The following is a 25,147-nucleotide window of genomic DNA, read 5'->3' on the forward strand; positions in this document are numbered from 1 at the left end:
CTAAAGCCCTCTCTTTTGGCCTTAGATTATGGTTTATCAGGTGTTCACTTTTAAATCGTAAATCTAATAAAAACAGTTCACTTTTAATTTTTAAATGACAATTCAAAATAAAGAACTTGATAAATTAATGAAAGCACAGTAGAATGGTCACAGTAGTAATTAAGAAATGTTAAAAATGGAGGTGTTAGATGAGAAAGTCTACGGATGTGTTTTGCATTGGTGCTTCCGCAGCAGCAGGAGCTGCAGCTGTTGCAAGCCGCAACTGGTACCCCGAGAAAAAGGTTACCTGCGTAAGAGATGTAAGTTACACTGTTGTTCCCTGCGGCATTCCTTACATCTATGGTTACCTGGGTGGTAGTGTGGAAAAGAATAAGATTCCTGATGAACTTCTAACGGGTAAGGGAATAGAACTGCTCACCGACAACGCAATAGATGTAGACACCAAAGGCAAGATAGTAAAATTAGAGGGCGGGGATGAATACTCTTATGAAAAGTTAGTTTTTGGCACCGGCTCTCATCCTTTTGTCCCTCCCATCGGTGGGTTGGACCTAAAAAATGTCTTCACAATAAAAAAAGACCCAAAGTATTTGGAAGAAGTTGGTAAAGCCCTGGAAGGCGTGAATGATGTTGTAGTCATTGGCGGTGGATTTATTGGTGTTGAAATGGCTGAACAAATAAAGCAAAAAGGCATTCCCAATGTTACTATTGTAGAACTTTTACCCCATTGTCTGCTTTTGGCATGTGAAGAGGAAATGGCCATTAGGGCAGAGGAAGAATTAAAAAGCCTCGGTGTAAATATCATTCTAAATGCAAGCGCCAAAACTGTTGTAGGCAATGGCAAGGCAGAAGCAGTTGAGCTTTCAACAGGGCAAAAGGTGAAGGCAGATGTAGTTATAATAGGCATTGGTGCAGCAGCAGAGGTAGATTTAGCAGAAAAGGTTGGCCTTAAAGTAGACAGAAGAATGGGTATCTTTGCAGATAGATACATGAGAACTTCTGATAAAGATGTTTTCACTTGCGGTGATTGCGCAACAAAGTTCTCCTTTATCACAGGAAATCTGGTGCCCATCAGACTTGCTTCCGTTGCCTGCTCCGAAGGAGCAATTGCCGGCAGTAACCTGTATAAATTGAATAGGCAAACAATAGGGGCAGTGGGTGCATTTGCCACTAAGATAGGTGACCTCTGCATCGGGGCAGCAGGTTTTTCCACAAAGATGTGCAAAGACAACGGAATAGATTACTACATAGGAGAGATTCAAGCCCCGGACAGACATCCAGGAGGATTGCCCGGCTGCACAATGAACATGAAGGCAAAACTCATATTCAGAAAGAGCGATAATAAGATCATCGGTGGACATGTCGCAGGTGGTATGGGAGCAGCAGATATGGCAAATACCATTTCTATAGCCATCCAGAGTGGTTTAACCTCTGATGAGCTGGCAGTCAGACAGGTTGCCACACATCCACTTCTCACTGGTTCTCCACTTGTGACCCATGTAGTATGGGCAGCAGAAAACGGCGTCGTAAACAAAAATAAATAGTAACTTAGGAGGGGTGCTACCCCTCCTAACAAAATTATCTGAATCAAATATCATTTTTTGTAGCGCGTTAAGCAATTATACGGACAACAGTATTGACAATCAAAAAAGAGATATATATTATGACTGTGACCTAGGGCCGTTAGCTCAGTGGTAGAGCAGTAGCCTTTTAAGCTATTGGTCGCAGGTTCGAGTCCTGCACGGCTCACCAAGTTCTTTATTATAAGATTGTCCCCATCGTCTAGTTGGCCAAGGACATCGCCCTTTCACGGCGAAAACGTGGGTTCAAGTCCCGCTGGGGACGCCAAATATTAGAAGGAGGTTATCATGAAAAAAGCAGACTTGGTAAGTAAAATCGCTAAATCTACAAACTTAAGCAAGGTCAGTGTAAAGGAAGTAATTGATACTGCCATTGAACAAATTATGGATGCAGTGAGTAATGGTGAAAAGGTTAGTTTCGTAGGTTTTGGCACTTTTGATGTCAGTAACAGAGCACAGAGAACAGGGAGAAATCCTCGTACCGGAGAGAAAATAACCATTAAATCATCTAAGTTGCCAAAGTTTAAATGCGGTAGGATTTTTAAGGAAATAGTTAATAAGTAACAAAAGAAAGGGCGAGTAGCTCAGGGGAAGAGCGCCTGCCTTACAAGCAGGAAGTCGCAGGTTCAAATCCTGCCTTGCCCACTGCAAACGGGGCTGTAGTTCAGCTGGTTAGAACGCCGGCCTGTCACGCCGGAGGTCGCGGGTTCAAGTCCCGTCGGCCCCGCCATTAACGGGATTTCTTCTTTGCAAACTGGAGTAGTTTTTTATCCTCTATACCTCTTTTATGAGTAACTACCTTTTCTATTGAAGTACATGTCACTCTGGATCTGTTCAATCCTGCCATACATCCGTACTTTCCTTTCAAAAGACTCTCTGTCGCCTTTACAGCAAAACGGAAAGCTAACAATCTATCAAATACCGTAGGAGAACCACCACGCTGTATATGCCCCAACACTGTCATCCTTGTATCAAATCCTGCATCTCTTAATTTACCCAGCATTTCTCCCGTGGCTCTTGTTCCTTCCGACACTATTATAATACTATAGGTTTTACCACTTTTGTGCTCTTTTCCTAACCGTTCTATTATGGAATCTACATCAAACTTTACCTCGGGAATAAGTACCGCATCTGCCCCTGAGGCAAGAGCAGTTGTTGCCGCTAAATAACCGCACTTTCTTCCCATAGTTTCCACCACGAATGCTCTGCCGTGAGAAGAGGCGGTATATCGTATAATATCCAGAGCCTGGATAATTACATTTAAAGCCGTATCCACCCCTAATGCTATATCTGTCCCATATATATCGTTGTCAATAGAAGCTGGTATGCCAACTACAGGAACACCTGCCTTATATAACTTTTCCGCTCCTCTCATTGAACCATTGCCACCAATTACAACCAATCCTTCTATGCCGTTTTTAGCTATTACATTTAAAGCCTTTTTAAAAACATGTTCTTCTTTAAATTGAGGATAGCGAGATGTCATTAAAAATGTCCCCCCTTTTTGAACCGCATCCTCAATAACCTCAAAATCTATCTTTTTACAATTGCCATTGACCAAACCTTTATAGCCCTCAAGAATAGATACCACCTCTACATTGTTCATAAAAGCTTCTACTGCAACACCTTTTATTGCTGCATTCATCCCCGAACAATCCCCTCCACTGGTCAAAACAGCTATTCTTTTCATCTTTCTCCTCACAAATTTAAATGTGGTTCAGCATCTATGCTATTATAATCAAAAGTAGCCCGATCCTTATTTTTATATGCAACCATAGCGATCATAGCTCCATTGTCCATACATAGATTGGGAGAAGGGAAGTAAATTTCAATATTCTTTCTATCACACATGTCATAAAGTACTTCCCTTAAGCGAGAGTTACAGGCAACGCCACCGCCTATTACCATTCTTCTTGCCCCTGTTATATCTGCCGCTTTAAAAAGCCTCTTTACTATTACATCAACCACGGATTCCTGAAAAGAAGCAGCAATGTTTGCCGCATCGGTTTTTGACAATTTACCCAAGTTTTCAACACACTTTTTGACAGCCGTTTTTACGCCACTGAAACTGAAATTCAATGTTTCTTTTTTCTCCAAAGCCCTGGGAATATTAAAGAATGTAGCACTTCCTGTTTTTGACAAGCTGTCAATAACTGGTCCACCTGGAAAGGAAAAGCCCAACAAACGCGAAACTTTATCAAATGCCTCTCCTGCCGCATCATCCAATGTTTTTCCCAAAAGGTTATAATTTTTCTCACCTGAAACCAAATAAAGATGTGTATGACCTCCGGAGACAACCAATACCAAAAATGGATATTCAACATTGTGCTCCAAAAATATGGCGTTGATATGCCCCTCTATATGGTTTACCGACACTATAGGAATGTCTCTTTCATAACAAAACGCTTTAGCAAAACAAACACCAACCAACAAAGAGGGCATAAGCCCCGGACCTACAGTAACCCCTACCATATCTATTTGAGAAACACCTGCCTCCGCCATCGCTTTCTCTACACAAAGAGAAATTGCCTCGGTATGCATACGAGCAGCCATTTCTGGGACTACTCCTCCAAATCGTGCATGCACTTCATTCTGGTCAATAATCACATTAGATTTCAATATTGTATCTTCCAACACAGCACAGGAGGTATCATCACAGGAAGTATCTATACCTAAAATGTACATAAATTCCTCTTTATATCCACAATCCGAATATTACTTTCATTCAAAACGCCAATGGACTCTCTCAACGCCTCATATGTTATTTTATTACAATGAGCAATGGCTATTATCCGACCCTTCTCTCTAGCAGTATATAACGCATTGTTCAATTGTTTTTTAATACAGGAAACGTCTTTTACATTATCTAAGAATACATCCCTCCTGGCAAAAGGAATGCCTTCGTCCTCTGCCTCTAAATAACCAATACTATAAGGTGTAGTCATACTGTCCACAAAGAATAGGGATTTTTGTTTTAAAAATCGCATCATTACATCCATCTTGTCCGCAGACTGACTAAACTGAGAACCTTCATGAACATTCAATCCCTCGGCAAAAGGTACATTTTTATATGCCTTCTCCAATCTTTTGGTAATTTCTTCCTCTGATGCATCAACAAACAATGCCCCCGGGCCTAAGCCGTGAAACGGATGATGAATGGGTTCACAAGGCATATGCAACATCACTGTATAACCCATCTCATGAAGCTTGTTCGCAATTTTCCCCGTATGAGGAGCATAAGGAAGACAAGAAAAGGCAAGAGGAATGTTAAGTCGAGCAAACATCAACGCCAACCTTTCGTCGTATCCCACATCATCAATAATAATAGAAATTTTCCCCTTAAAGACTTTTTTCTCTACATTCGTTAATGCAATTTTCTTAGGTTCCAGTTTCTTGATCGTAGCTTTTTCTTTAGGTAACTTTGATAATTTAACCGTTGCCACTGGCAGTGATACCTGTTTTTTTCTGTGAACATAATTCCCCACAAAGTATACTACGGTACCTACGCAATAAAGATAAATAATAATTTGAAGGGCTCTTTTCATTTCCTACTTGTGCTTTATAATTTCAATAGCCTTTAAGAGACCAATAGCTCTGGAAAGCTGATAATCCTCTACTTTTTTGGTTTTAGTTTCTGCCTTTCTTAAAGCTTCAAGATGGTGGGGTAGATTTTCTTCCCTTAATACTTTGTTTTCCTTTATCTCTAATTTGCCCTGCGGCACATATATATCAGGAGTAATACCTAAAGCCTGAATGCATCTTCCAGATGGCGTATAATATTCTGCCGTAGTAAGGCTAAGCGCAGAACCATCTCCCATTGGGAATATCGTCTGCACACTTCCCTTACCAAAACTCTTTGTTCCCATAATAATAGCTCTCTTGTGATCCTGAAGGCAACCGGCAAAAATCTCCGATGCACTGGCTGAACCACCATTTATCAAAATCACAATCGGATAAGTAGGCTCATCTCCACTATTCTTAGCATAATACATCTTGTCTTGCGTTTTCACCCTCCCTTTAGTGGAAACAATCAAGCCATCTTTTATAAACAGGTCTGCGTTTCCAATCGCCTCCTTTAGAAGTCCCCCTGGATCGTTTCTCAAATCAATAACTAACCCATTTATCTTTCCAGAAAATTTTTTCAAAACCTTTTTCGTTTCCTTTGCTGTTCCATCCTGAAACTGTAATATATGAATATAACCAATTTTAGGAGAAATCATCTCATACTTTACACTCTTTATATGAATTATATCCCTCACAATGACAATATCTATGGGCTTCTTAATCCCTTCCCTGGACACCGTTATTTTAACCTTTGTCTGGGGTTTTCCTCTTAAAATCTTTACCACTTCCTTCAATGACATACCCAGGGTACTCTTGCCATCTATACGCATAATTATATCGCCTGCTTTCACCCCCGCTCTATAAGCAGGCGTATCTTCTATGGGAGAAATTACTGTGAGCAATTTATCCTTAATTGTTATCTCTATTCCTACACCACCAAATTTTCCCTTCGTTAAAACCTCTAATTCTTTAAATTCGTCCTCATTCATATAGGAAGAGTGAGGATCTAAAGAACTCACCATTCCTTTGATAGCTGAGCCTATAAGTTCTTTATCGTTCACATCTTTAACATACTGTTTCTCTACAGTCGCAAGCACATCAGAAAAAGTTTTCAGCTTGGCATATTTCCCTTTATTTTCTACACGAGCTGAAATAGAAACAACACTCAAAGCAAATAATACAACAATAAAAACAAAGATTAAAAAACCAGTGTTTTTTCTTTTCATCTTTTTCTCCTTATATTTTTACAATTCAACCAATTCAAAGGATTCAATGCTAATATTCGTTTTCTTAACTCAAAATGCAAACATTCTGTCACTTTCCCCAACTGTCTGCCTGCAACTACAGTATCATGTTCTCTTACATCTACGGTATCCATCCCCGCATAGATAGTATAATATTTATTCAAATGATTCAATATAATTGTTCCACCATACCCTGGTACATCGCCCACATAGTCCACACATCCCGAATAAACTGCATAAACACTCTCTTTTTTATCTACACTAATATCTATCCCGTTATTCTTAGTGTAAATCCCTATTACTTTATCATATTTCTTTCCGAATTCGCCAATTATTGTACCTCTTCTCACTGGAAATATCAATTTCCTCTTAAGTAAATAAAAGGGTTTTCTTGCTGCTTCTTTTTTATATGTATACTTCTTCTTCAATTTCTCTTTAACAATTTTTACCAACAATGCCTCTAAATATCTTCTTCTCTTTTTCAATTTGTAAACTTGAGATACATACATCCTTTTGCTATGTTTAAGTGATGCTAATAGATAACCTTTTTTCTTTTTCTCTTGAATCAACGCTTTTTCCTGCCCATTTATATGAGATATTGCTTTTTTCTTCCTAAAAACAAGTATTCTTAACCAGTTCTCATCTTTTTGCAGTCTTTCCAGTTTACCTGTATATTTCAAGATGCTTTCTTTAAAAACATCGGCAGTTTTCCCTAACATACACATTGTCCAGGAGGGAGATATATCTCTGCAAGAAGGAACATACTGCTCTTTCCTGAAAGATGTGACGAGAAAAGTCTTAAAATGAGCGTTTAAAAGCTCCCGGTTGTCTCCTATCTCTCTTTTTAAATATCCTATATTACCTTGTAACAGCGCAATGTGCTTTTCAATTTTTCTTACTTCTGTTTTCCCCTGCCTGATCTTTCCGTGAAGTTTTCCTATTCGCTTGTCAATAGATATAATTTCTTTCTTTGTCTTAAAATATTTCTCTCTAATTATACTAAGTTTCTTTGTTTTCTTCTTTATTTTCCCCTTCACTTCTTTTAATTCTGTATGAATATGCGTGGTTTTATCTGCACAAAACACATTTGTAGAAAAGAAAAATAGCAAGAGAATCAGAAAACTAAAGCTTTTCATTCCTTACAGCGAAAAGCGTACATAAAAACAAAACGAATACATTAAACAAAACTGCTATCAAAGAAAATCCACAGGCGGATAGAAAATCAGAGTTGCCCAAAAACGCTAAATTCTGTATAAAGTCCCTTATAAAAACAACAACCCCAAGGGATATAATTGTAGCCAGGATTATCCCTGCAAAGCTTACAAGAAACAATCCACTCATTAAAAGTAGTTTTACTTTCTCTAAACTACATCCTAAAAGTTTTAATGTTAATACATCTTCTCTTAAATCGAGATAAAACAGCCTGCCCGTTAATAAAAAAATGGCGATTTCTATTATAATAAAACCACATAAAAACAGAAGAGAAAAGGATAGAAAATGCTTGTAAGAATGCTCGTAGGACATAATAAGTCGCGACGGGAGGAGAACATCCTCCACACTTGAATATTGAAGCAGCTCATTCTTTATACTGTTCATCTCTTTTTCTTTTAAGAAACGAGGTTTTACAAAAATATCTGCAGAGTACGGGAGGGGATTGGAAAAATGCCTGGGTAATTTCACTCCCATATTCTTTTCCACCATATTCAAAGCCTGTTTTGAAGAAATGAGATGTAATGATTTTATCCATTCTTTACTTTTTACACGCATACAAACATCATCTACCTTCTTAGATGGGGTATTTTCATGAAACACGATATACATATGAGCACGAGATTTAACTACATTAAACCGACAATTGATAAGCAAAAAAACCAAAACAAGCAAAACAAGCACCAAGGTAAGGAGAAAGGATGTAAAAAAACATGTTCCGCTTAGTGTTTTATTTTTACCGAGGATCTTGATTATATATCCCATATAATTTACCACCATTCAACACAAAGCTCTTTCCTTCCAATGAAGAAAGCTCTTTGCTAGAAAATAGAAGAATGCCCTTATCCTTACAAAAGTCCCCTTTTATTATATCTATCACCTTTTCAACAGAAGAAGGGGAAAGACACCTAAATGGCTCATCAGCTAAAATAATGGGGGCATCAAGAGAAAAGATCATAGCCAAAGAAAGCCTTGCTTTTTCTCCGGGAGAAAGAAATATAACCTTTTTTTTAAAGACATCTCTCAAATCTAATTGAGACAAAAACCGCTCTATCAAAGGCATAAATGCCGTCTTTTTTCTACCCCTCATCTTATTGATAAATAGAAGATTATCTAAGACATTCATATACTCAAACAAGCGAAAATTCTCAAAAAAAACGCTCATATATTGTCTCAGCAATAAGATATGCTCATACTTTTTCAACTCGGATGTATCCGCCCCCATTATGTTCACCCTACCTCTTTCAGGGTAAATACTACATAAAATAATCTTAAGTAATGTGCTTTTTCCAGAACCTTCATCTCCTATAATCTTTATTACATCGCCTTTTTTTAAGTATAAATTTACACCTTGCAGGACCCAGTTGACCCTATCGTATGTTTTATATATGTCTTTCAAAAGAACTAATTCTTCTTCAACCATTCTCTCACTGTATTGCTAATACCGACTGCATTAAACCCAAATTTACACAGAAGGTCATCACAACTACCCGATTCACCAAAAACATCGGGCATTCCTATACGCTTTAGTTTAACAGGATAATGTTCGCTCAAAAATTCTGCCACCGCACTACCCAAACCCCCAAAGATTGTATGTTCCTCTATGGTTACCATTTTTTTCGTTGATTTAGCAAAATCATAAAGCATCTCTTCATCAATAGGTTTCACCGTAGCCATATCTATTACAGATGCATCTATTCCCTCTTCCTCCAGCAATTTGGCCGCTTCCAATGCATACCATACCAGAAATCCACAAGCAACCAATGTTACATCCCGTCCTGTCTTAAGCACCTTCCCTCTACCAAAAACAAAATCGCCTTTCGTAAAAACAGGAGATTTAGCCCGAGATGTTCTAATATAAACCGGTCCATCATTTTTAATGGTAGATAAAACAGCAGTGTAGGTCTCATTATAATCCGCCGGAACAACAAGCTTCATATTGGGAAGAGTTCTCATTAAAGAAATATCCAATACTGCCTGATGACTACCTCCATCCTCACCCAGATTTATCCCTCCATGAGAACCGCACAAAACCACAGGCAATCTTTGGTATGTAATAGATTGCCTCACTGATTCAAATGCCCTTCCCGTAACAAATACGGCAAAAGAGGAAGCATAGGGTCTCTTGCCACATAAAGCCAATCCCGCTGATGTATCTACCATATTTGCCTCTGCAATACCCATATCAAAAAATCTCTCCGGAAAAGCTTCTTTAAACTTAGCGCTCTTTGTTGAACCTGCTAAATCTGCATCCAACGCCACTACATCTTTATCTTTTCTCCCCAATTCAAGCAATGCATCTCCATAAGCATCCCTAGTCGCCTTCATCTATTTCCTCCAATGCCTTTTTCAATTCTTCATCTGTTGGAGCTACACCATGATACTCCACTTTATCTTCCATAAATGAAACCCCTTTACCTTTTATAGTATGGGCAATAATTACAGTGGGTGATCCCTTATTGTTTTTCGCCTCTTCAAATGCACTTATCAATTCAGAAAATTTGTGCCCATCAACAGATTTTGTATAAAGGCCAAAGGCCTTAAATTTCTCCTCCAGAGGATAGATGTTCATCACATCCCTGCATCTTCCATCTATCTGTAAAGTATTGTTATCTATAACTACACATAGATTATCCAATTTATAATGGGAAGCGGACATAAAAGCCTCCCAAACCAGCCCTTCATCCATCTCTCCGTCACCCATCAAACAATAAACACGAAATGGATTTTTGTCCAATTTCCCGGCTAAAGCCATTCCACAAGCCTGGGGTAAACCATGAGCCAACGAACCGGTAGAAGCTTCTACCCCCGGCAAATATTTAGAATCTGGATGTCCTTGTAAGGGACTACCCAATTTTCTCAATGTCCACAACATATCACGGGCGAAAACACCGGCCTTACTCAATACAGCGTACAAAGCAGGCGCAGCATGTCCTTTAGATAAAACAAACCTATCCCTGTTTTCATCAGATGGTTTTTTCGCGTCATAACTCATAACCTTGAAATAAAGACTAACCAATATCTCCACACAAGACAATGAACCTCCCACATGCCCCGATCCTGCTATATTGAGCATCAAAAGAATGTCCTTTCTGATCTCCTTAGCTATCTTTTCCAAGTCTTCCATCTTTTCTCCTATAAATAAATTCTAACATATTTTGAATGGTAAAATCTTGTGGATAAACTACTTTTCCCCAATCCTTTAAAACCTTTGCCGTCACCGGCCCTATCGCTACAAACAAGCCTACATTTTTACTCCAATCTTTCCACATATCACCAAACAACTCAATTGTATGCTGAACCGTAGAAGGACTGGTAAACATAGCATAATCGATATAACTTACATTCTTTGCCCTCTTAACAAAAGCATAGCATAAAGGGGGAATAATGTTTCTATACAGAGAAAGTACCTTTATTTCCGCCCCCCTCTTCTTCAATTCCCGTTCTAAAACACCTCTCGTTTTCTCTGCCTGGGCAAGAAGTACCCTTCTGCCCCTTATATCCGACTCGGCTAAAGCCTCAACCAATTTTTCGCCTTTAAAGGTTTTAGGAACAACGGCCGCTCGTACTCCAAAATTATTTAAGACTTCCTCTGTTTTTTTGCCCACACAAGCAATTTTTATAGCATCCAATTTTTTTATATCATCATTTAAAAATCTGAAAAAATAATTCACTCCCACTTTACTGGTAAAGATAATCCAGTCTACATCAGGAATTTTAACCTCTTTAACAAGAGGTTTAAACGATATAGAGGGAAAGGGGTAAACGCAATTTCCATCATGCTCCAGCTCAACCGTAACATTTATCAAATCATATTTTGACATAGAGAGAAAGACATGCTTCTTATCCAATGTATTTTCTTCTTTGTTTGTTTTGCTGTTCATAAGGATCAATCCTTCTTTCTTTTCCGCCTCAGAGGCATCCTTAAAAAACACAACCTCTGTCTCCTCCCTGCAAAAGAGAAGCATGTTAGGCGAAAGGCCATCCTGAATGAAAATGCGTTTTGCAATTTCTAAAGACTTCCTTAGTTTTTCTGGAACAAGATATAAAGGCAAAGAATTTAGCACAAAAACTTCTCTATCCATCTTTTATCAATTTATTCATCTTCTTTGCACACCTTTCCGGAAGCTCCTTCATACAAGAACTTTCTTCTACAAAGTTAAACATCTTCCATTCTTTGTCTTCTTTTACAGCATACATCACAGATAAAGTCGCCCCGTCTCCTTTTGATGCAACATAAGCACCTATAGGATCATTGCATCCTGCTCCCATTAGGCGTATAAACTCTCTTTCCGCACTGATACATTCAAATGTCTCCTTATCGTTTATAGAATACACAATACCCTTTACATTCGAGGTATCCATTGTTTCTATTCCTATTATCCCTTGTCCGCAAGCGGGGACAATAGGCAATGTCTCCATGTTTATATTCAAGTTAAGCCTCTTCATGGCTGCTTTTGCCAAAACAAGTGCTTCATATTCACCTTTAAATAGTTTTTTTATTCTCGTATCCACATTTCCTCTCAAGGCCTTAAAACAAAGATCTTTTCTTAAGGCTTTCAACTGAACTATCCTTCTTAGAGAAGATGTACCAATCACTGCTCCTCTTTTTAAATCTTTAAAATATCCATCTCTACACAAAATAACATCGGATGGCTCTCCTCTTTTTAAAGTAGCGGCAATAGTAAGATGAGGGAAAAGAATCGCAGGAACATCCTTCATACTATGCACAGCTATATCAATCTCCCCATTTAAAAGTTTTTCTTCCAATATTTTCACAAACAAACCTTTCCCTCCATACAAGGATAAAGACTTATCTAAAAACCTGTCTCCTTCTGTCTTTATAACCTTTATTTGTACTGAAAGATTTGGAAAGTTACCAAGAATTGCTTTTTTTACTGCATTTGCTTGCCAAAGAGCTAATTTGCTACCCCTTGTTCCCAAAGTAATTGTCATTTTTTAGCATCGGCAGTTTCAGCAAAGAAACAGTGCGGACTGGCACTGGTGATTTCTAAAGCAAAAATCTTTTTTATTGCCTCTATGTAAAGATCACCTTCAGGATGATTGAGAAAATCTTTTATGTTCTGCGTGGGCTCATGTAAAAGCTTATTGAGCACAGACTTAGTCATAGCCCCTATCAACATCTTATCCTTGTCTTCTATTCTATTTCCTAATTTTTTATACAACTTTTCCAATTCCTGATTTTTCAAAACATCGATCTTTTCCCTCAATTTTGCCACTACCAATTCAAAGTCTAATGACTCTGTATAGCTAATATAACTCTCTACTTCTTGCTCGATAAGTTTTTCTGCTTTCTGGGCATCAGCTTCTCTAAATTTAATTGCCTCATTCACTATATCCTTCAGCTCATCTATGTTATATACAAAAACCCCAGGAATATCGGCTACACCATCTTCAACATCTCTCGGCACAGCTATATCCATGATAAGCAGATTTTTTACCTTCTTTTCCACATCTTTTCTAAATATAACGGGTAGTGGAGAAGCAGTAGATGTTATTACCATATCCACATCATTTATAAATCTTCCTATTTCATTCAGTGAAATAGCTCTTGCTCCACAGCTAAAAGCTAATTCTCCTGCTTTTTTTGGTGTCCTATCAACAATGTATGCCACATTCGCCTGCCCCGCAAGAAGATATTTTAAGGATAGCTGAGCCATTTCTCCCACGCCAACTATCATCGCTTTCTTTCCCTCAATACTACCACCAAAAAATTCCCTAATCTTAATTACCGCCGCATAACTTATAGAAACAGGTTTTTCGCCTAACCGGGTTTCCCTTCTCACCCTTCTAGCCACACCAAAAGCCCTTCTCATCAGTCTGTTTAAGGAAACCCCAGATGTAGAAAACTCCACCGAACACCTATATGCTTCCTTCATCTGCCCTAAAATCTGCGGTTCTCCTACAATCAATGAATCTAAACTAGACGTCACTCTAAACACATGCCTTATCGCTTCTTCATCCAATCTTGTGTAAATAAAGGGTGTTATGTTCTCTTTCGCTATACCCTTAAAATCCTGTATAAAATCCAGAGTATTACTTATACAAAAACAGGGGTCCTTAGTTGCTCCAATTATTTCTACTCTATTACAGGTAGAGAGAATCATTACCTCATCAATACTCTTTTGAGCATACAATTTCCTCAACGGTATATCTATATTCTCGGCATCAAAAGAGAGCTGTTCTCTTAATGAGAAAGGGGATGTCTTATGATTCAGCCCTACAACAAATATTACACGTTTCATACTAATGTTCTCTATTTACCGAATAATCTATCAACGCCTCCAGAACTTCTCTGAATGGTGAAATTTCCATAAAACTTATCGCTTTCTTTGCCCGCTCAGCATAATCTTCTGCTTTTTTTAAACTATACACAATACCACTCCTCTCCTCTACTAATCGCTTTATCTTTAACAGGTTTTCTTTTTTCGCGTCAGATTTTTCCAATTTTCTCACTGCATCCATCAGATCTCCATCATCATTATGTAAGCTGTGTATTAAAGGTAAAGTTGCCTTACCTTCTCTTATATCCTTCATCGTCTCTTTTCCCATCTTTTCCTCGGTTCCCATATAATCTAATACATCATCATAGATCTGAAATGCAATACCTAAATTTTTCCCCATCTCAGAGAATAAATCTATTCTCTCCTTGTCACAACCGGAGAATATTGCTCCTACAACGCTACTTGCTTCAATTAAAATACCTGTCTTCATATATATTATCTCTAAATACTCTTTCTCCGTCAGTTCCGTTTTTCCCGTATTTTCTATCTCTTTTGTTTCTCCCTCAGAAAGAGTATAAGCTGCCTCTGATATTTTTTTGGCAATTTTCTTGTCATAGTCTAAAACCACATTATAAGCCAAAGAATACATATAGTCACCGGCGAGAATAGATGCTTCATTCCCAAACAAGCGGTTAGAAGAGATAACCCCTCTGCGCACATCAGCTTCATCTATCACATCATCGTGCAACAACGATGCAGTATGCACCAGTTCCATAATCGCTCCCAACCTGTATAATGGTGTCATATCCCCCTCATAGTTTGAACATAGAGCAGAATAAACAACCAATAATGGTCTCAACCTTTTCCCTGTTTTAATTGTCTGGTTAAAAACCTGCCGAGTAAGAGAAGATTGGGGGACAAACATCTTATACAACTGTTCATTTATCTTTTTAGTGTGCGTAGATATAATTTTTTTTAACCTATCTTTATCCATATTACTAAACCAAAGACACTCCTACTATTACATCTCCTTCTTCCAATTTCTGCAATCTAACACCTAAGGCTACGCGAGAAAGTTTCTTTACATCTTTTGTATCTATGCGTATAACCCTACCCTTATTCGTTATAATGATTAAATTTTTCCCTTTTACGTCCGGCAACACCTCCACAACATATCCGCCTTTCTCTACATTTGTGCCCTTCACCCCTCTACTACCTCTATGTGTTTTTCTTATCTTATCTATAGATATCTTTTTACCATAACCTTTTTCTGTAACTAAGATAATATTCTCATAACCTCTACAAGCAGAAATCACCTTATCCTCGCCTATTAATCTCATTCCTATGACACCCCGAGCACCTCTTCCCATCTCCCTCACATCACCTACATCAAATCTTCCTAAAAAACCTTTGTGAGTAGAGGCAAGTATATCTCCCTTGTCTATATTAAATACCTTAACTACAAAATCTCCTTTTTTTAATGAGAGTGCTATCTTTCCGCTTTTACCTCCATCTAAAAGAGATACTTTTGTCTTTTTTATAATTCCTTGTTCTGTAATAAATACAAAATATGGCGCTTTTTCTTTCTCTAAAGAAACAACTGCCCTGATTTGTTCGCCCTCTTGTAGGTTTATTATGGTGGACATAGGCTTGCCCTTGCCATAGAAGGTTGCCTCTGGAATAAGATATGCTTTTAAGGTAAATACCCTGCCATAGTTGGTAAAAAAATATAATAAATCAAGATTGTTCGCCGAGACAACAAGATAACCCACATCATCTGCTCTTAATGCCTCTTTTCTTCCCTTTCCCCCTCGAGCTTGAGGAATAAAACTACTTGCAGGAATTCTCTTTACATAGTCTCTCCGAGTACAGGTTATAACAACCTCTTCTGGTTTTACTATATCTTCAAGACTTAAAGCCTTCTCGCTCTCTTTTATCCATGTTCTTCTATCATCTCCGTATCTCTTCTTAATATCCAAAAGCTCATTGGCTATTACTTTATACAGTTCATCTTCCCGAGAGAGAATTTTTTTATAATAAGCAATGTCTTTTAATAAAGAGGCGTGTTCCTCCTGTATTTTTTTTCTCTCCAATGAAACCAAACGAGAGAGCTTCATATCCAATATCGCTTGAACCTGCAATACAGAAAGGGCAAATTTGGCCATCAACCTTTCTTTCGCCTCAGATGTAGTCTTCGATGATTTTATAATCTTCACTACTTCCTCAATGTTGTTGCAGGCAATTTCCAAACCCTCTAAAATATGCGCTCTTTCCTCGGCTTTCTTTAAAAGAAATTTAGTCCTGCGTGTTACGCAAATCTTTCTATGTTCTACAAATATTCCAATTAAGGCCTTAAGCGTAAGAAGTTTAGGTACTCCCTTATCCAATGCCAGCATATGAATGCCGAATGTCGTTTCTAATGATGTAAATTTATAAAGTCTATTCAAGAGCACGGATGTGTTTTCTCCCTTCTTTGGCTCAATCACAATTCTTATACCTTCCTTGCTGGATTCATCTCTCAAATCTAATATTCCTTCAATTCTGTTTTCCTTTATTAGATTTGCAATGGATTGTACCAAAATGGATTTATTCACAGAAAATGGTATCTCGTAAATGACGATGCGTTTTTTCTTCCTTTCTTCCTCTATCTTTACCTTCGCTCGCACCTTTATTTTTCCATTTCCCGTACTATACGCATCTCTGATACCATCCTTGCCTACAATGATGCCGCCGGTGGGAAAATCCGGTCCTTTAACAAATTCCATTAATTCACGGTCCTGTAGTTCACCCTTTCTTTCTATGTAAAAGATTGTGGCATCTATAACCTCTCTCAAATTATGAGGAGGCATATTACATGAATAACCTACAGCAATACCTGAACTACCATTAATCAAAAGATTCGGCAAGGATGATGGAAGTATCACCGGTTCCTTTAATGTATCGTCATAGTTGGGACGAAAATCCACCGTATTCTTATCTAAATCTCTTAACATCTCTTCAGTAATATTCAATAGGCGTGCTTCTGTATAACGCATAGCTGCCGGTGGATCACCGTCTATAGAACCAAAATTCCCCTGACCATCTATCAAAGGATACCTTAAAGAGAAATTTTGAGCCATACGCACCAAAGCTTCATATACCGCAGTATCTCCATGAGGATGATATTTTCCTATCACATCACCTACAATACGAGCGCACTTTCTATGTGGCTTACTATGTGTAAAACCGAGTTCATGGCAAGCATATAAAATTCGCCTATGCACAGGTTTTAAACCATCACGAGCATCCGGGATTGCTCTGCCTACGATAACACTCATTGCATAGTCCATATAGGATTCTTGTAGGTTTTCTTTTATATCTATTAATTGTTCCATCTTAAATATCCAAATACCTTACTTTATGAGCATTTTCTTTTATAAATTCCCGACGTGGTTCCACCTTTTCCCCCATAAGAAGTGTAAACATTCCCTCCGTTTCTGCTACATCACCTATTTTCATCTGCAAGAGCTCTCTTTTTTCAGGATCCATTGTGGTTTGCCATAATTGATCAGGATTCATCTCTCCTAAACCCTTATATCTCTGAATCTCTATTCCTTCCTTCCCTTTCTTTTCTACAAAATCTAAAATCCCCTCTATTGTACTAAACTCGACCTCGTTGTCTGCGATCTTACACAAAAAAGGCGGCATTCCTGTATCTTTATAAGGGGAATATCTCCTTAATATACGAAATTCCGGAGAAGTAAAGAAATCATCTTCTATATATACTTTCTTAATACCATTTTTACCTTCATAAATAAACTCTTTCCCTATATCACTTGTTTTTATCTTTACAAACCTACACTCCCACACCCTTTCAAGATAATCGGACAGATAGCCTATAATCTTTTTTTCATCATTTAAATAAGATTCATCTATCATTGCCAAACATCTTACTATTTTGTCATCTCCAAATCTCAATTTTAATCTCTTAACCATATCCCTATATACAAACAGTTTGTCCGTAAATTTCCTTAATACTTTTCCATTTATTATGCCATCTTTGGTTATGATTTGTATATCTTTTAGTCCTTTATTAATTAAAAATGACCTCATGTCCCGCTCAGTGTGGATATAAAGCTCTTTTCTGCCTGCTTTTATTTTATATAGTGGAGGTTGGGCAATATAAATATGTCCCGCTTCAATTAATGGTCTTAAATATCTGAAAAATAAAGTGAGAATAAGTGTTTGTATGTGTGAACCATCAACATCTGCATCTGTCATAATAATTATCTTTTTATATTTGAGTTTTTGTATGTTAAGTGTTTCTCCTATCCCTACTCCTAAAGCAATAATTATATTCCTTATTTCTTCCGAAGAAAGCATTTTATCTACTCGCGCTCTCTCCACATTTAATATTTTACCTTTTAAAGGAAGGATAGCTTGATATCTCCTGTCCCGGGCTTGTTTTGCTGAACCACCAGCAGAATCCCCCTCTACCAAAAAGAGTTCTCTTCGGGCTGGATCTTTCTCCTGACAATCAGCAAGTTTACCAGGTAAGGTCCTTCCCTCTAAGTCTGTTTTTTTCCTCACTAATTCCCTTGCTTTTCTTACTGCCTCCCTAGCCCTATAGGCTTGCAATGCCCTTTCTATAATAATTTTACCTATGTCGGGAAATTCCTCGAAGTATTCTTTTAACTTATCATAGACCAGGCTCTGCACAATACCTTTTACCTCTAAATTTACCAGTTTTGTCTTTGTCTGCCCTTCAAATTGTGGATTGGCTACCTTTAAAGAAAGGATTCCCATTAATCCCTCCCTTACATCATCACCAGTCAAGGTTAGCCCCTTAAGTATTTCTGTATTAACACCAAAATTATTAATTGATCTAGTTAAAGCATTTTTAAATCCGGAAAAGTGTGTACCCCCTTCCTGGGTATTTATAGAATTTACAAAAGAGTAAATAATAGAATTATAAGATGTAGTGTATATAAGTGCCAATTCTATCTTTATGTCATTTTCTTCTACTTGAAAATAGATAGGTTTTTTAAAAAGTAGTGTTTTATTTTTACAAATAAATTCCACAAATGAAACTATACCTTCCTTATAGTAAAATTCATTCTCATCCTGCGTTCTCTCATTGATTAGTTTTATCCTAATTTTTTTATTTAAAAAAGCCAATTCTCTTAATTTACCCGATAAAAATTCGTAATTAAATTGGATATCACCGAATATTTCTTTATCCGGAAGAAATGTAATACTTGTTCCCCTCTTACTTGTATGGCCTATTTTTTTCAGGTCCGTTATAGCCTTCCCTTTACTGAATTCCTGAAGGTATACAAAATTATTTCTATATACTTTAAGAACGAGACTCTCAGAAAGTGCATTTACAACAGATATACCAACACCATGAAGTCCACCTGATATTTGATAACTCTTTTTATCGAATTTCCCGCCGGAGTGTAATGTTGTTAAAACGAGTGTGGCAGCCGGTATTTTCTCTTGAGGATGAATATCTACAGGTATACCACGACCGTTATCCGTTATTGTTATGCTATTATCAGAATGTATAGTAATTATAATTTCATTACAAAAACCCTCCATTGCCTCATCAATAGAATTATCTACTACTTCATAAACAAGATGGTGCAATCCCTCTATTCCTATCCCTCCTATATACATAGATGGCCTTTTTCTTACCGCTTCCAATCCTTTTAGAATTTTTATGTTTAATGCACCGTATTTCATTTCTTCCACCTTAAGATTAATCATTTATTGGAACCACCATGTATTTATAATAATATGGTTCATCTATAGTAGAAAATAGGATGGGAGAATTTTTATTATTAAATGTTATAGTTATGTATTCACTTTGTATTAATTTAAGGAAATCTATTACATATTTTCCGTTAATTGTAAATTGGATGGTATCGCTAATTTTTACTTCATTTAAGATGTAATCTATTATTTCGCCTTCCTCGTTATTGGAGGTAATTTTGAGTTGACCCTCTTTATTAGAAGAAATATCAATAAAACCCTTTGGATTTATTATAAGTACTGAGTTAATAGCATCCCTTAATTCTTTGGTTTTTACAATAATATCCTTTTTTATCTCTGGTATAATAGCTTTATAATCTGGAAATACAGCTTGTATTAGTCTTATTTGTATTTCATTATTATTATGGTTAAAATATATATTTTTATCACTTATACTTATTGTAGTTTTTCCATTTTCTAATAAATGTTGTAGTAGGATTGCTCCATCAATATCTATTAGAAATTGTGCTTCATTTAACTTTTCTTCATTATCTAGTTCTGTTTTTTTTGTTTCTTCTAACCTATAACCATTTGTAGCAACAGTTGTAATATCGTTCTCTGTTGATTTAAAAAATATACCATTATACTCCTGATTTATGCTGTTTTTACCTGAGGAAAAAGCAGTAAAATAGATGAGTTTTTTAATTGTTTCGCTTTTAATTGTTCCTACACTCTCTTTTTCTTCTTTTGTAGGTTTTGGGTATAGAGTTTCATCTTCTCTTTTTAATTGAGCTTTAAAATGAGAACTTAGAATATTTATTGTTTTATCTGTTATATTTAGCTTGGTGTGGTCTTCTGTAATTTGTTTTACTGTGTTGTATAGTTTTTCTGTATTTATACATAATATTAGCTGTTGAGTGTCTGTTTCTGAGACTTTTATTACCGTTTTGAATTTTGTAATGAGATTGGTTGAACTCAAAAATACTTCGTCTCCATTCACTTCCATAAGGGTGGAACTAAAAATTGAGTTTTTATCTTTAGATGCAGTTAATAATAAATTGTATAATGTTTTTTTTAGTTCTTTTGTCGATAATTCAATAAACATGTTTTCTCCTATTATTCTTACTATAGTATTTATTAAAAAGATAGTAGTTGTAGTAAGGGGGGTTATTTTTGTTTAAATATATTTTTAATTTGTTAAATATGGGATTGTTATTGTTTATAAATATGTTCATAAATGTTTATTTTTTGACATAACGGGTAAATTTTTTTCTAAATTTTCTATTTCATGTCTAAAAACTTCATCTTTTTGTATTGAATCTTCTATTTTTTTAACAGCGTGGATAATTGTTGCATGACTATTTATGTTAAATTTTGATTTAATTTCCGATAGAGAGTGGTTAGTTAGTTTTCTTATTAGATATATGGCAATTTTTCGCGGCTTAATAATTTCTTTATTTCTTTTACGGGACAACATATTATCTAATGTAATATGGTAGTTGTCGGCGATAGCTTGTTGAATATTCTCCATGCTTAATTTTTCTTTTTTATAAGCAATCTCTTCGCTAAGAACATTTTTTGCGAATTCAAGGTCTATAGGGTGCTTTATAATTGAGGAGTAGGCACCGATTTTTATAAGTACACCTTCTATTTCTCTCACATTTGTATCTATATATTTTGCTAAAAGGTTTATTACATCATCACTTATTTCTATATTATTAAATTGTGCTTTTCTTTTAATAATAGCTATTCGTGTTTCAAGCTCTGGTGGCTGGATATCCACAATAAGCCCCCAGTTAAATCGTGATTTTAATCTATCTTCTATATCAGGAATAAGAGCGGGGGGATTATCTGAGGTAATCACAATTTGTCTTTGTCCTTCGTATAGTGTATTAAATGTGTGAAAAAACTCTTCTGCTGTTCTCTCTTTGCCAGAGATAAATTGTATATCATCTATAAGAAGTAAGTCTATGTTTCTATATTTATTTCTAAACTCTAACATTGTCTTGTTTTGAATAGATGTGATGAGTTCATTGGTAAATTCTTCACTGGAAATATAAATAATATTTAAATTATCGTTTATGTTATAGGTGTGGTTATAAATGGCATGCAGAAGATGTGTTTTTCCTAAACCCACTCCGCCGTATATAAACAGTGGATTATAAGCTTCACCAGGATGTTCGGCTACAGCATAACTGGCGGCATAGGCTAATTGATTATTGGGGCCAACTACAAAATTGTCAAATGTATATTTTCTACTAATATTATCCTTCTTTTTATTTTGTTTCCTTGTATACTCACTATTTTTTATCTTTATTTTTACCTTTTTACCTTTTATTTTCTCTAATATTTTTTCCATCATATCTAAGTAGTGATTTTCTATCCATTTTTGTACAAAAAGATTAGGGACAGAAAAGACAAAGTCTTCCCCGTCAATTTTTTTCTCTGTAATTTGTGATATCCACACATCACATTCCTTCCCGTATTGCTTGTATAGTTCGTCACACAATTTATCCCACATGTTTTTAGATTATATATTTTTGGTGGGTTTTTTTCAAGCAAGTGAATTGCTGTAAAAATCGGAGTTTTTACGGCAATGATTATCCTTATTAAGAAAATAAGGAGACAATCTGTGGGGCTAACTGCCGTTCATATTAAGTATAAAAAAGGGAAGCAGATCCTGGCCCCATCATCCATTAGATAGACAATGGGGCCTCTGGTAGAAGGGTTTTATTTCTTTAGAGTATTCGTATATGCATTTACATCTGCCAACTCTTTTTCCGTCAGCTTACCTTTCAACATCTTCATCTGTGCTTCTTTGCCTATCCATTCTTTTAATTCCTGCACAGTATAAGTTTCTCCCTTAAAGAGTTTTGTTAATTTGAATGGTTTAGAACCATCTTTACCGTGACAAGCCTTACACATTCCTTTTCCATTATAGATCGCTTTACCAGCACCTACATCTTGAGCAAAACTCAAAGAGGAAGCACCAGCTACAAACAACACTGCCGCTGCTAAACAAATGAACTTTTTCATAAAAACCTCCTTGGATGTTTTTACGCTCAAATCTTTAATTTGTGTCATTTTACTTCACCTCCTTTACACTTTTTTTCTCCCACGGATCTAGAAATAAAGAGAAAATGATCATCAAGATAAATGGTAGAATTAAAAGACAAATACCTACACCCACACCTTCATGTGTTCCAAATACCTCCGTAAAATGGAATGTTCCCAACAAACTGCGAGAAAGTTCCTGTCCCCCTATAACCACATTCCATCTCATCAAAAAAACAGAACCTAAAACAAATAACGATGCAATAAGCATTAATCCTTGTCGTAGGTGCTTTTTGGACCATGGTATTATCCACTCCAAGAATATAAGAATAATAAACGGAACACCTGAGCCGATGATTGCTTGTCCCCATACATAACTACCCATTAGCTCATTTTTTATAAGATCTTTTATGGGCATTGTTGCTTCTATGTGTGCATAGAATATTTGTAATATTTCCAATCCCTCAAATGCTAAATCAACAATTATAAAGCCAAATAACAGCTGAATAAAGGAATTTAAAGTTTTGTGATTCATTGGTTCTCTTTTTATAATCACACAGCAGATCCAATAAAGTACATACATCATCGCTACACCAGACACTACTGCCGAAAGCAAGAATATGAATGGCATTAACGGAGATGCCCACCAGTGATTTGCCTTTATTGAACCAAAGATAAACCCTACATATCCGTGCAAGAAACAGGCTGAAGGAATGCCAATAATGGCTAATATATGAGCGACCTTGTGAACAGTTTTCAGTGCCTTCTCAGAAACATCATGTGAACCCAATAACAATATCCGTAGGATAAATCTACGGAAAGATGGTTTTTTACTTTCTGCGCCTTCTACAATTTTTTCTCTAAAGTTGAACCATATTTCCAGAAGCAATATAAATAAATACCATAGATATACGAAACCAAACCCAGCCATGGCAGAAGTAAGATGCGGAGTCATAAATATTTCAAATCCTCTTAAGTGATGTGTTAAGTGAAATTCAAGGGGCATTGCACAAACAAGAAGAAAACCCAACGAACAGATTAAAGCAAGTCTTGATACAGGCTTAAAGTTTTCATCATGAAATACTTCATAGAATGCAGAAACAACGAATGCTCCCGCCACCAATCCTGTTATATAGGGGTATATAACCAGCATGAAGCTCCACTGAAACCAACCCTCATTGGGATAAATAAACCCTTTTATAAGACTCAAATCTACTGGCATTATCTCACCTCCGAATTAATCCCGTTATATTCAACCCTCGCTTCACAACCCATATCGGGTTTCAACTCACTGACTCTATATTTCTCAACAAATTTACTTATGTCGCTGTTTTTATCTTTCAGGTCACCAAATATTCTCGCTTCTACCGGACAGGCTTCCACGCAAGCTGGGTTCAATCCTTTTGTAATACGGTGGTAACACCAGGTGCACTTATCCGCACATCCTACTTCATCGTTCATATATCTTGCACCAAAAGGACAGGCCTCTATGCAATATCTACAACCAATGCAGTAATCGTTGTCTACCAAAACCACACCATCCTTGGTCTGATATGTCGCTCCTACTGGACATACCTGGACACAAGCAGGAACTGCACACTGATTGCATAGTTTAGGCACAAAAAAGGCTTTTGAAACCTCTTTTTCTTTGTATTTATCAGGAAAGCTGTCATATCCTCCATTCGGTGAATCAACCTTTGGTTTTTCTTCACCTTTAAGGTACACATACCTTTCCACCCAGCACCGAAAATGATATGGATCTTTTGGAACATCATTTTCCTCTTTGCACGCTCTCACACAAGACCCGCATCCTATACACTTAGTAGAATCTATACCAAAGCCCCAATAATGCTTAGACCAATCGTATCCTTTTAACCAATCTTTTTCTTCCTGTGCAGATGCAGAAGGTTTCAATACAGTGAGATAAACACCAGCGGCTAAGGTAATTGTTCCTGTTGCTTTTATAAAATCTCTTCTTTTCATTTCCACCTCCTATTTATAAAATGCAGGTTTGTGAGTATTTGTATGACAGGTTGTACATGCCATGCCGGGAAAATGAGCCTCTGGTCCTTTCAATGTTATCTGTGGCATACTCTTTGGCTTTGAAGGTAACATTTCATGACAATACATACACTGTTTGGTTACATCTGGTATCTTGCAACCATGAGAAAGAACAACTCCTTCCTTAGGATGGGCTACCCCAAGACCATGACAGGCTTCACATTGCAAATCCCTATGAGCACTTGACGGTTCCTTGGAACACAAATCATTGTATTCCTGCTCGTGACAGGTTTTACAGGCCTCCTTTCCTACAAGTTTTGTTGGAATGTTCAGCTGTTTGGATATATTAGCTGCTCTATAATGACCAAACACACCCATACTTTTCGGTTTGGTGAGACTTTTCAGAGCGACATAAGCTACAACAATAATAAGCACAATCAAAAAGACTCTTGCTGTCCAACTCATTCCCAACCTCCTTTTTACAAAATTATTCACATTATAAATGAAATATCAAAAGTTG

The 25,147-nt window shown here is 36.7% G+C and carries 23 protein-coding genes and 4 tRNA genes; 6 read left to right on the forward strand and 21 right to left on the reverse strand.

Going from position 1 to position 25,147, the window contains the following annotated elements; all coding sequences use genetic code 11:
* Nucleotides 1-188: 188 nt before the first annotated feature.
* From J7J10_05455 to J7J10_05480, 6 genes are all read left to right on the forward strand, one after another.
* Nucleotides 189-1,541: an FAD-dependent oxidoreductase gene (locus tag J7J10_05455; GenBank protein ID MCD6130377.1), complete on the forward strand. Its 1,353-nt coding sequence runs from the start codon at nucleotides 189-191 to the stop codon at nucleotides 1,539-1,541.
* A 133-nt stretch (nucleotides 1,542-1,674) separates the two neighbouring features.
* Nucleotides 1,675-1,749, forward strand: a tRNA-Lys gene (locus J7J10_05460).
* Between the two features lie 19 nt (nucleotides 1,750-1,768).
* Nucleotides 1,769-1,845: transfer RNA gene (locus J7J10_05465), tRNA-Glu, on the forward strand.
* Nucleotides 1,846-1,865: 20 nt separating this feature from the next.
* Nucleotides 1,866-2,141, forward strand: coding sequence for an HU family DNA-binding protein (locus J7J10_05470; GenBank protein ID MCD6130378.1), 276 nt, complete (start codon nucleotides 1,866-1,868; stop codon nucleotides 2,139-2,141).
* 9 nt (nucleotides 2,142-2,150) lie between these two features.
* A tRNA-Val gene (locus tag J7J10_05475) sits at nucleotides 2,151-2,222 on the forward strand.
* Between the two features lie 8 nt (nucleotides 2,223-2,230).
* Nucleotides 2,231-2,307, forward strand: a tRNA-Asp gene (locus tag J7J10_05480).
* On the opposite strand, the gene J7J10_05485 is transcribed toward J7J10_05480, so the two are convergent.
* From J7J10_05485 to J7J10_05585, 21 genes are all read right to left on the reverse strand, one after another.
* Nucleotides 2,308-3,267, reverse strand: a complete 960-nt coding sequence (locus J7J10_05485; protein MCD6130379.1) for a 6-phosphofructokinase — start codon at nucleotides 3,265-3,267, stop codon at nucleotides 2,308-2,310. It lies immediately after the preceding tRNA gene.
* Nucleotides 3,268-3,275: 8 nt separating this feature from the next.
* Nucleotides 3,276-4,262 carry a tRNA (adenosine(37)-N6)-threonylcarbamoyltransferase complex transferase subunit TsaD gene (tsaD, locus tag J7J10_05490; protein MCD6130380.1) on the reverse strand — a complete coding sequence of 329 codons (987 nt, stop codon included), beginning with the start codon at nucleotides 4,260-4,262 and terminating at the stop codon, nucleotides 3,276-3,278.
* Nucleotides 4,250-5,122, reverse strand: coding sequence for a divergent polysaccharide deacetylase family protein (locus J7J10_05495; protein MCD6130381.1), 873 nt, complete (start codon nucleotides 5,120-5,122; stop codon nucleotides 4,250-4,252). Before J7J10_05495 ends, tsaD begins: the two co-directional genes overlap by 13 nt.
* Nucleotides 5,123-5,125: 3 nt before the next feature.
* Nucleotides 5,126-6,367 (reverse strand): S41 family peptidase, encoded by a 1,242-nt coding sequence (locus tag J7J10_05500; GenBank protein MCD6130382.1) that lies wholly within the window; start codon nucleotides 6,365-6,367, stop codon nucleotides 5,126-5,128.
* Nucleotides 6,364-7,521, reverse strand: coding sequence for a M23 family metallopeptidase (locus J7J10_05505; protein ID MCD6130383.1), 1,158 nt, complete (start codon nucleotides 7,519-7,521; stop codon nucleotides 6,364-6,366). The genes J7J10_05500 and J7J10_05505 overlap by 4 nt, the downstream gene beginning before the upstream one ends.
* Entirely contained in the window at nucleotides 7,508-8,359 is an 852-nt protein-coding gene (locus J7J10_05510; protein ID MCD6130384.1) for a permease-like cell division protein FtsX, read from the reverse strand. The genes J7J10_05505 and J7J10_05510 overlap by 14 nt, the downstream gene beginning before the upstream one ends.
* Nucleotides 8,331-9,017: an ABC transporter ATP-binding protein gene (locus J7J10_05515; GenBank protein MCD6130385.1), complete on the reverse strand. Its 687-nt coding sequence runs from the start codon at nucleotides 9,015-9,017 to the stop codon at nucleotides 8,331-8,333. The genes J7J10_05510 and J7J10_05515 overlap by 29 nt, the downstream gene beginning before the upstream one ends.
* Nucleotides 8,999-9,922, reverse strand: coding sequence for a transketolase family protein (locus J7J10_05520; protein ID MCD6130386.1), 924 nt, complete (start codon nucleotides 9,920-9,922; stop codon nucleotides 8,999-9,001). The genes J7J10_05515 and J7J10_05520 overlap by 19 nt, the downstream gene beginning before the upstream one ends.
* Nucleotides 9,909-10,721: a transketolase gene (locus tag J7J10_05525; GenBank protein MCD6130387.1), complete on the reverse strand. Its 813-nt coding sequence runs from the start codon at nucleotides 10,719-10,721 to the stop codon at nucleotides 9,909-9,911. The genes J7J10_05520 and J7J10_05525 overlap by 14 nt, the downstream gene beginning before the upstream one ends.
* The gene (locus J7J10_05530; protein MCD6130388.1) at nucleotides 10,696-11,679 is read right to left on the reverse strand and encodes a uroporphyrinogen-III synthase; all 984 of its coding nucleotides are present in this window, start codon (nucleotides 11,677-11,679) and stop codon (nucleotides 10,696-10,698) included. The genes J7J10_05525 and J7J10_05530 overlap by 26 nt, the downstream gene beginning before the upstream one ends.
* Entirely contained in the window at nucleotides 11,672-12,550 is an 879-nt protein-coding gene (gene hemC / locus J7J10_05535; GenBank protein ID MCD6130389.1) for a hydroxymethylbilane synthase, read from the reverse strand. The genes J7J10_05530 and hemC overlap by 8 nt, the downstream gene beginning before the upstream one ends.
* Nucleotides 12,547-13,860 (reverse strand): glutamyl-tRNA reductase, encoded by a 1,314-nt coding sequence (locus J7J10_05540; GenBank protein MCD6130390.1) that lies wholly within the window; start codon nucleotides 13,858-13,860, stop codon nucleotides 12,547-12,549. The genes hemC and J7J10_05540 overlap by 4 nt, the downstream gene beginning before the upstream one ends.
* 1 nt (nucleotide 13,861) lies before the next feature.
* Entirely contained in the window at nucleotides 13,862-14,833 is a 972-nt protein-coding gene (locus J7J10_05545) for a polyprenyl synthetase family protein (protein ID MCD6130391.1), read from the reverse strand.
* 4 nt (nucleotides 14,834-14,837) lie between these two features.
* A complete protein-coding gene (gyrA, locus tag J7J10_05550) occupies nucleotides 14,838-17,213 on the reverse strand; it encodes a DNA gyrase subunit A (GenBank protein MCD6130392.1) in 2,376 nt (791 codons plus the stop codon).
* Between the two features lies 1 nt (nucleotide 17,214).
* A complete protein-coding gene (gene gyrB / locus J7J10_05555; GenBank protein ID MCD6130393.1) occupies nucleotides 17,215-19,587 on the reverse strand; it encodes a DNA topoisomerase (ATP-hydrolyzing) subunit B in 2,373 nt (790 codons plus the stop codon).
* Nucleotides 19,580-20,677, reverse strand: coding sequence for a DNA polymerase III subunit beta (dnaN, locus tag J7J10_05560; GenBank protein ID MCD6130394.1), 1,098 nt, complete (start codon nucleotides 20,675-20,677; stop codon nucleotides 19,580-19,582). Before dnaN ends, gyrB begins: the two co-directional genes overlap by 8 nt.
* Nucleotides 20,678-20,803: 126 nt before the next feature.
* Nucleotides 20,804-22,093, reverse strand: coding sequence for a chromosomal replication initiator protein DnaA (dnaA, locus tag J7J10_05565; protein MCD6130395.1), 1,290 nt, complete (start codon nucleotides 22,091-22,093; stop codon nucleotides 20,804-20,806).
* A 209-nt stretch (nucleotides 22,094-22,302) separates the two neighbouring features.
* A complete protein-coding gene (locus J7J10_05570) occupies nucleotides 22,303-22,608 on the reverse strand; it encodes a c-type cytochrome (protein ID MCD6130396.1) in 306 nt (101 codons plus the stop codon).
* 49 nt (nucleotides 22,609-22,657) lie between these two features.
* Nucleotides 22,658-23,848 (reverse strand): polysulfide reductase NrfD, encoded by a 1,191-nt coding sequence (nrfD, locus tag J7J10_05575; protein ID MCD6130397.1) that lies wholly within the window; start codon nucleotides 23,846-23,848, stop codon nucleotides 22,658-22,660.
* Nucleotides 23,848-24,609 (reverse strand): 4Fe-4S dicluster domain-containing protein, encoded by a 762-nt coding sequence (locus tag J7J10_05580; protein MCD6130398.1) that lies wholly within the window; start codon nucleotides 24,607-24,609, stop codon nucleotides 23,848-23,850. The genes nrfD and J7J10_05580 overlap by 1 nt, the downstream gene beginning before the upstream one ends.
* Nucleotides 24,610-24,618: 9 nt before the next feature.
* Nucleotides 24,619-25,092, reverse strand: a complete 474-nt coding sequence (locus J7J10_05585) for a hypothetical protein (protein ID MCD6130399.1) — start codon at nucleotides 25,090-25,092, stop codon at nucleotides 24,619-24,621.
* Between the last annotated feature and the right edge of the window lie 55 nt (nucleotides 25,093-25,147).

The sequence above is a fragment of the Deltaproteobacteria bacterium genome (genome assembly GCA_021159305.1).
In the GTDB taxonomy this organism is placed as follows: Bacteria; Campylobacterota_A; Desulfurellia; order JAGGSF01; family JAGGSF01; genus JAGGSF01.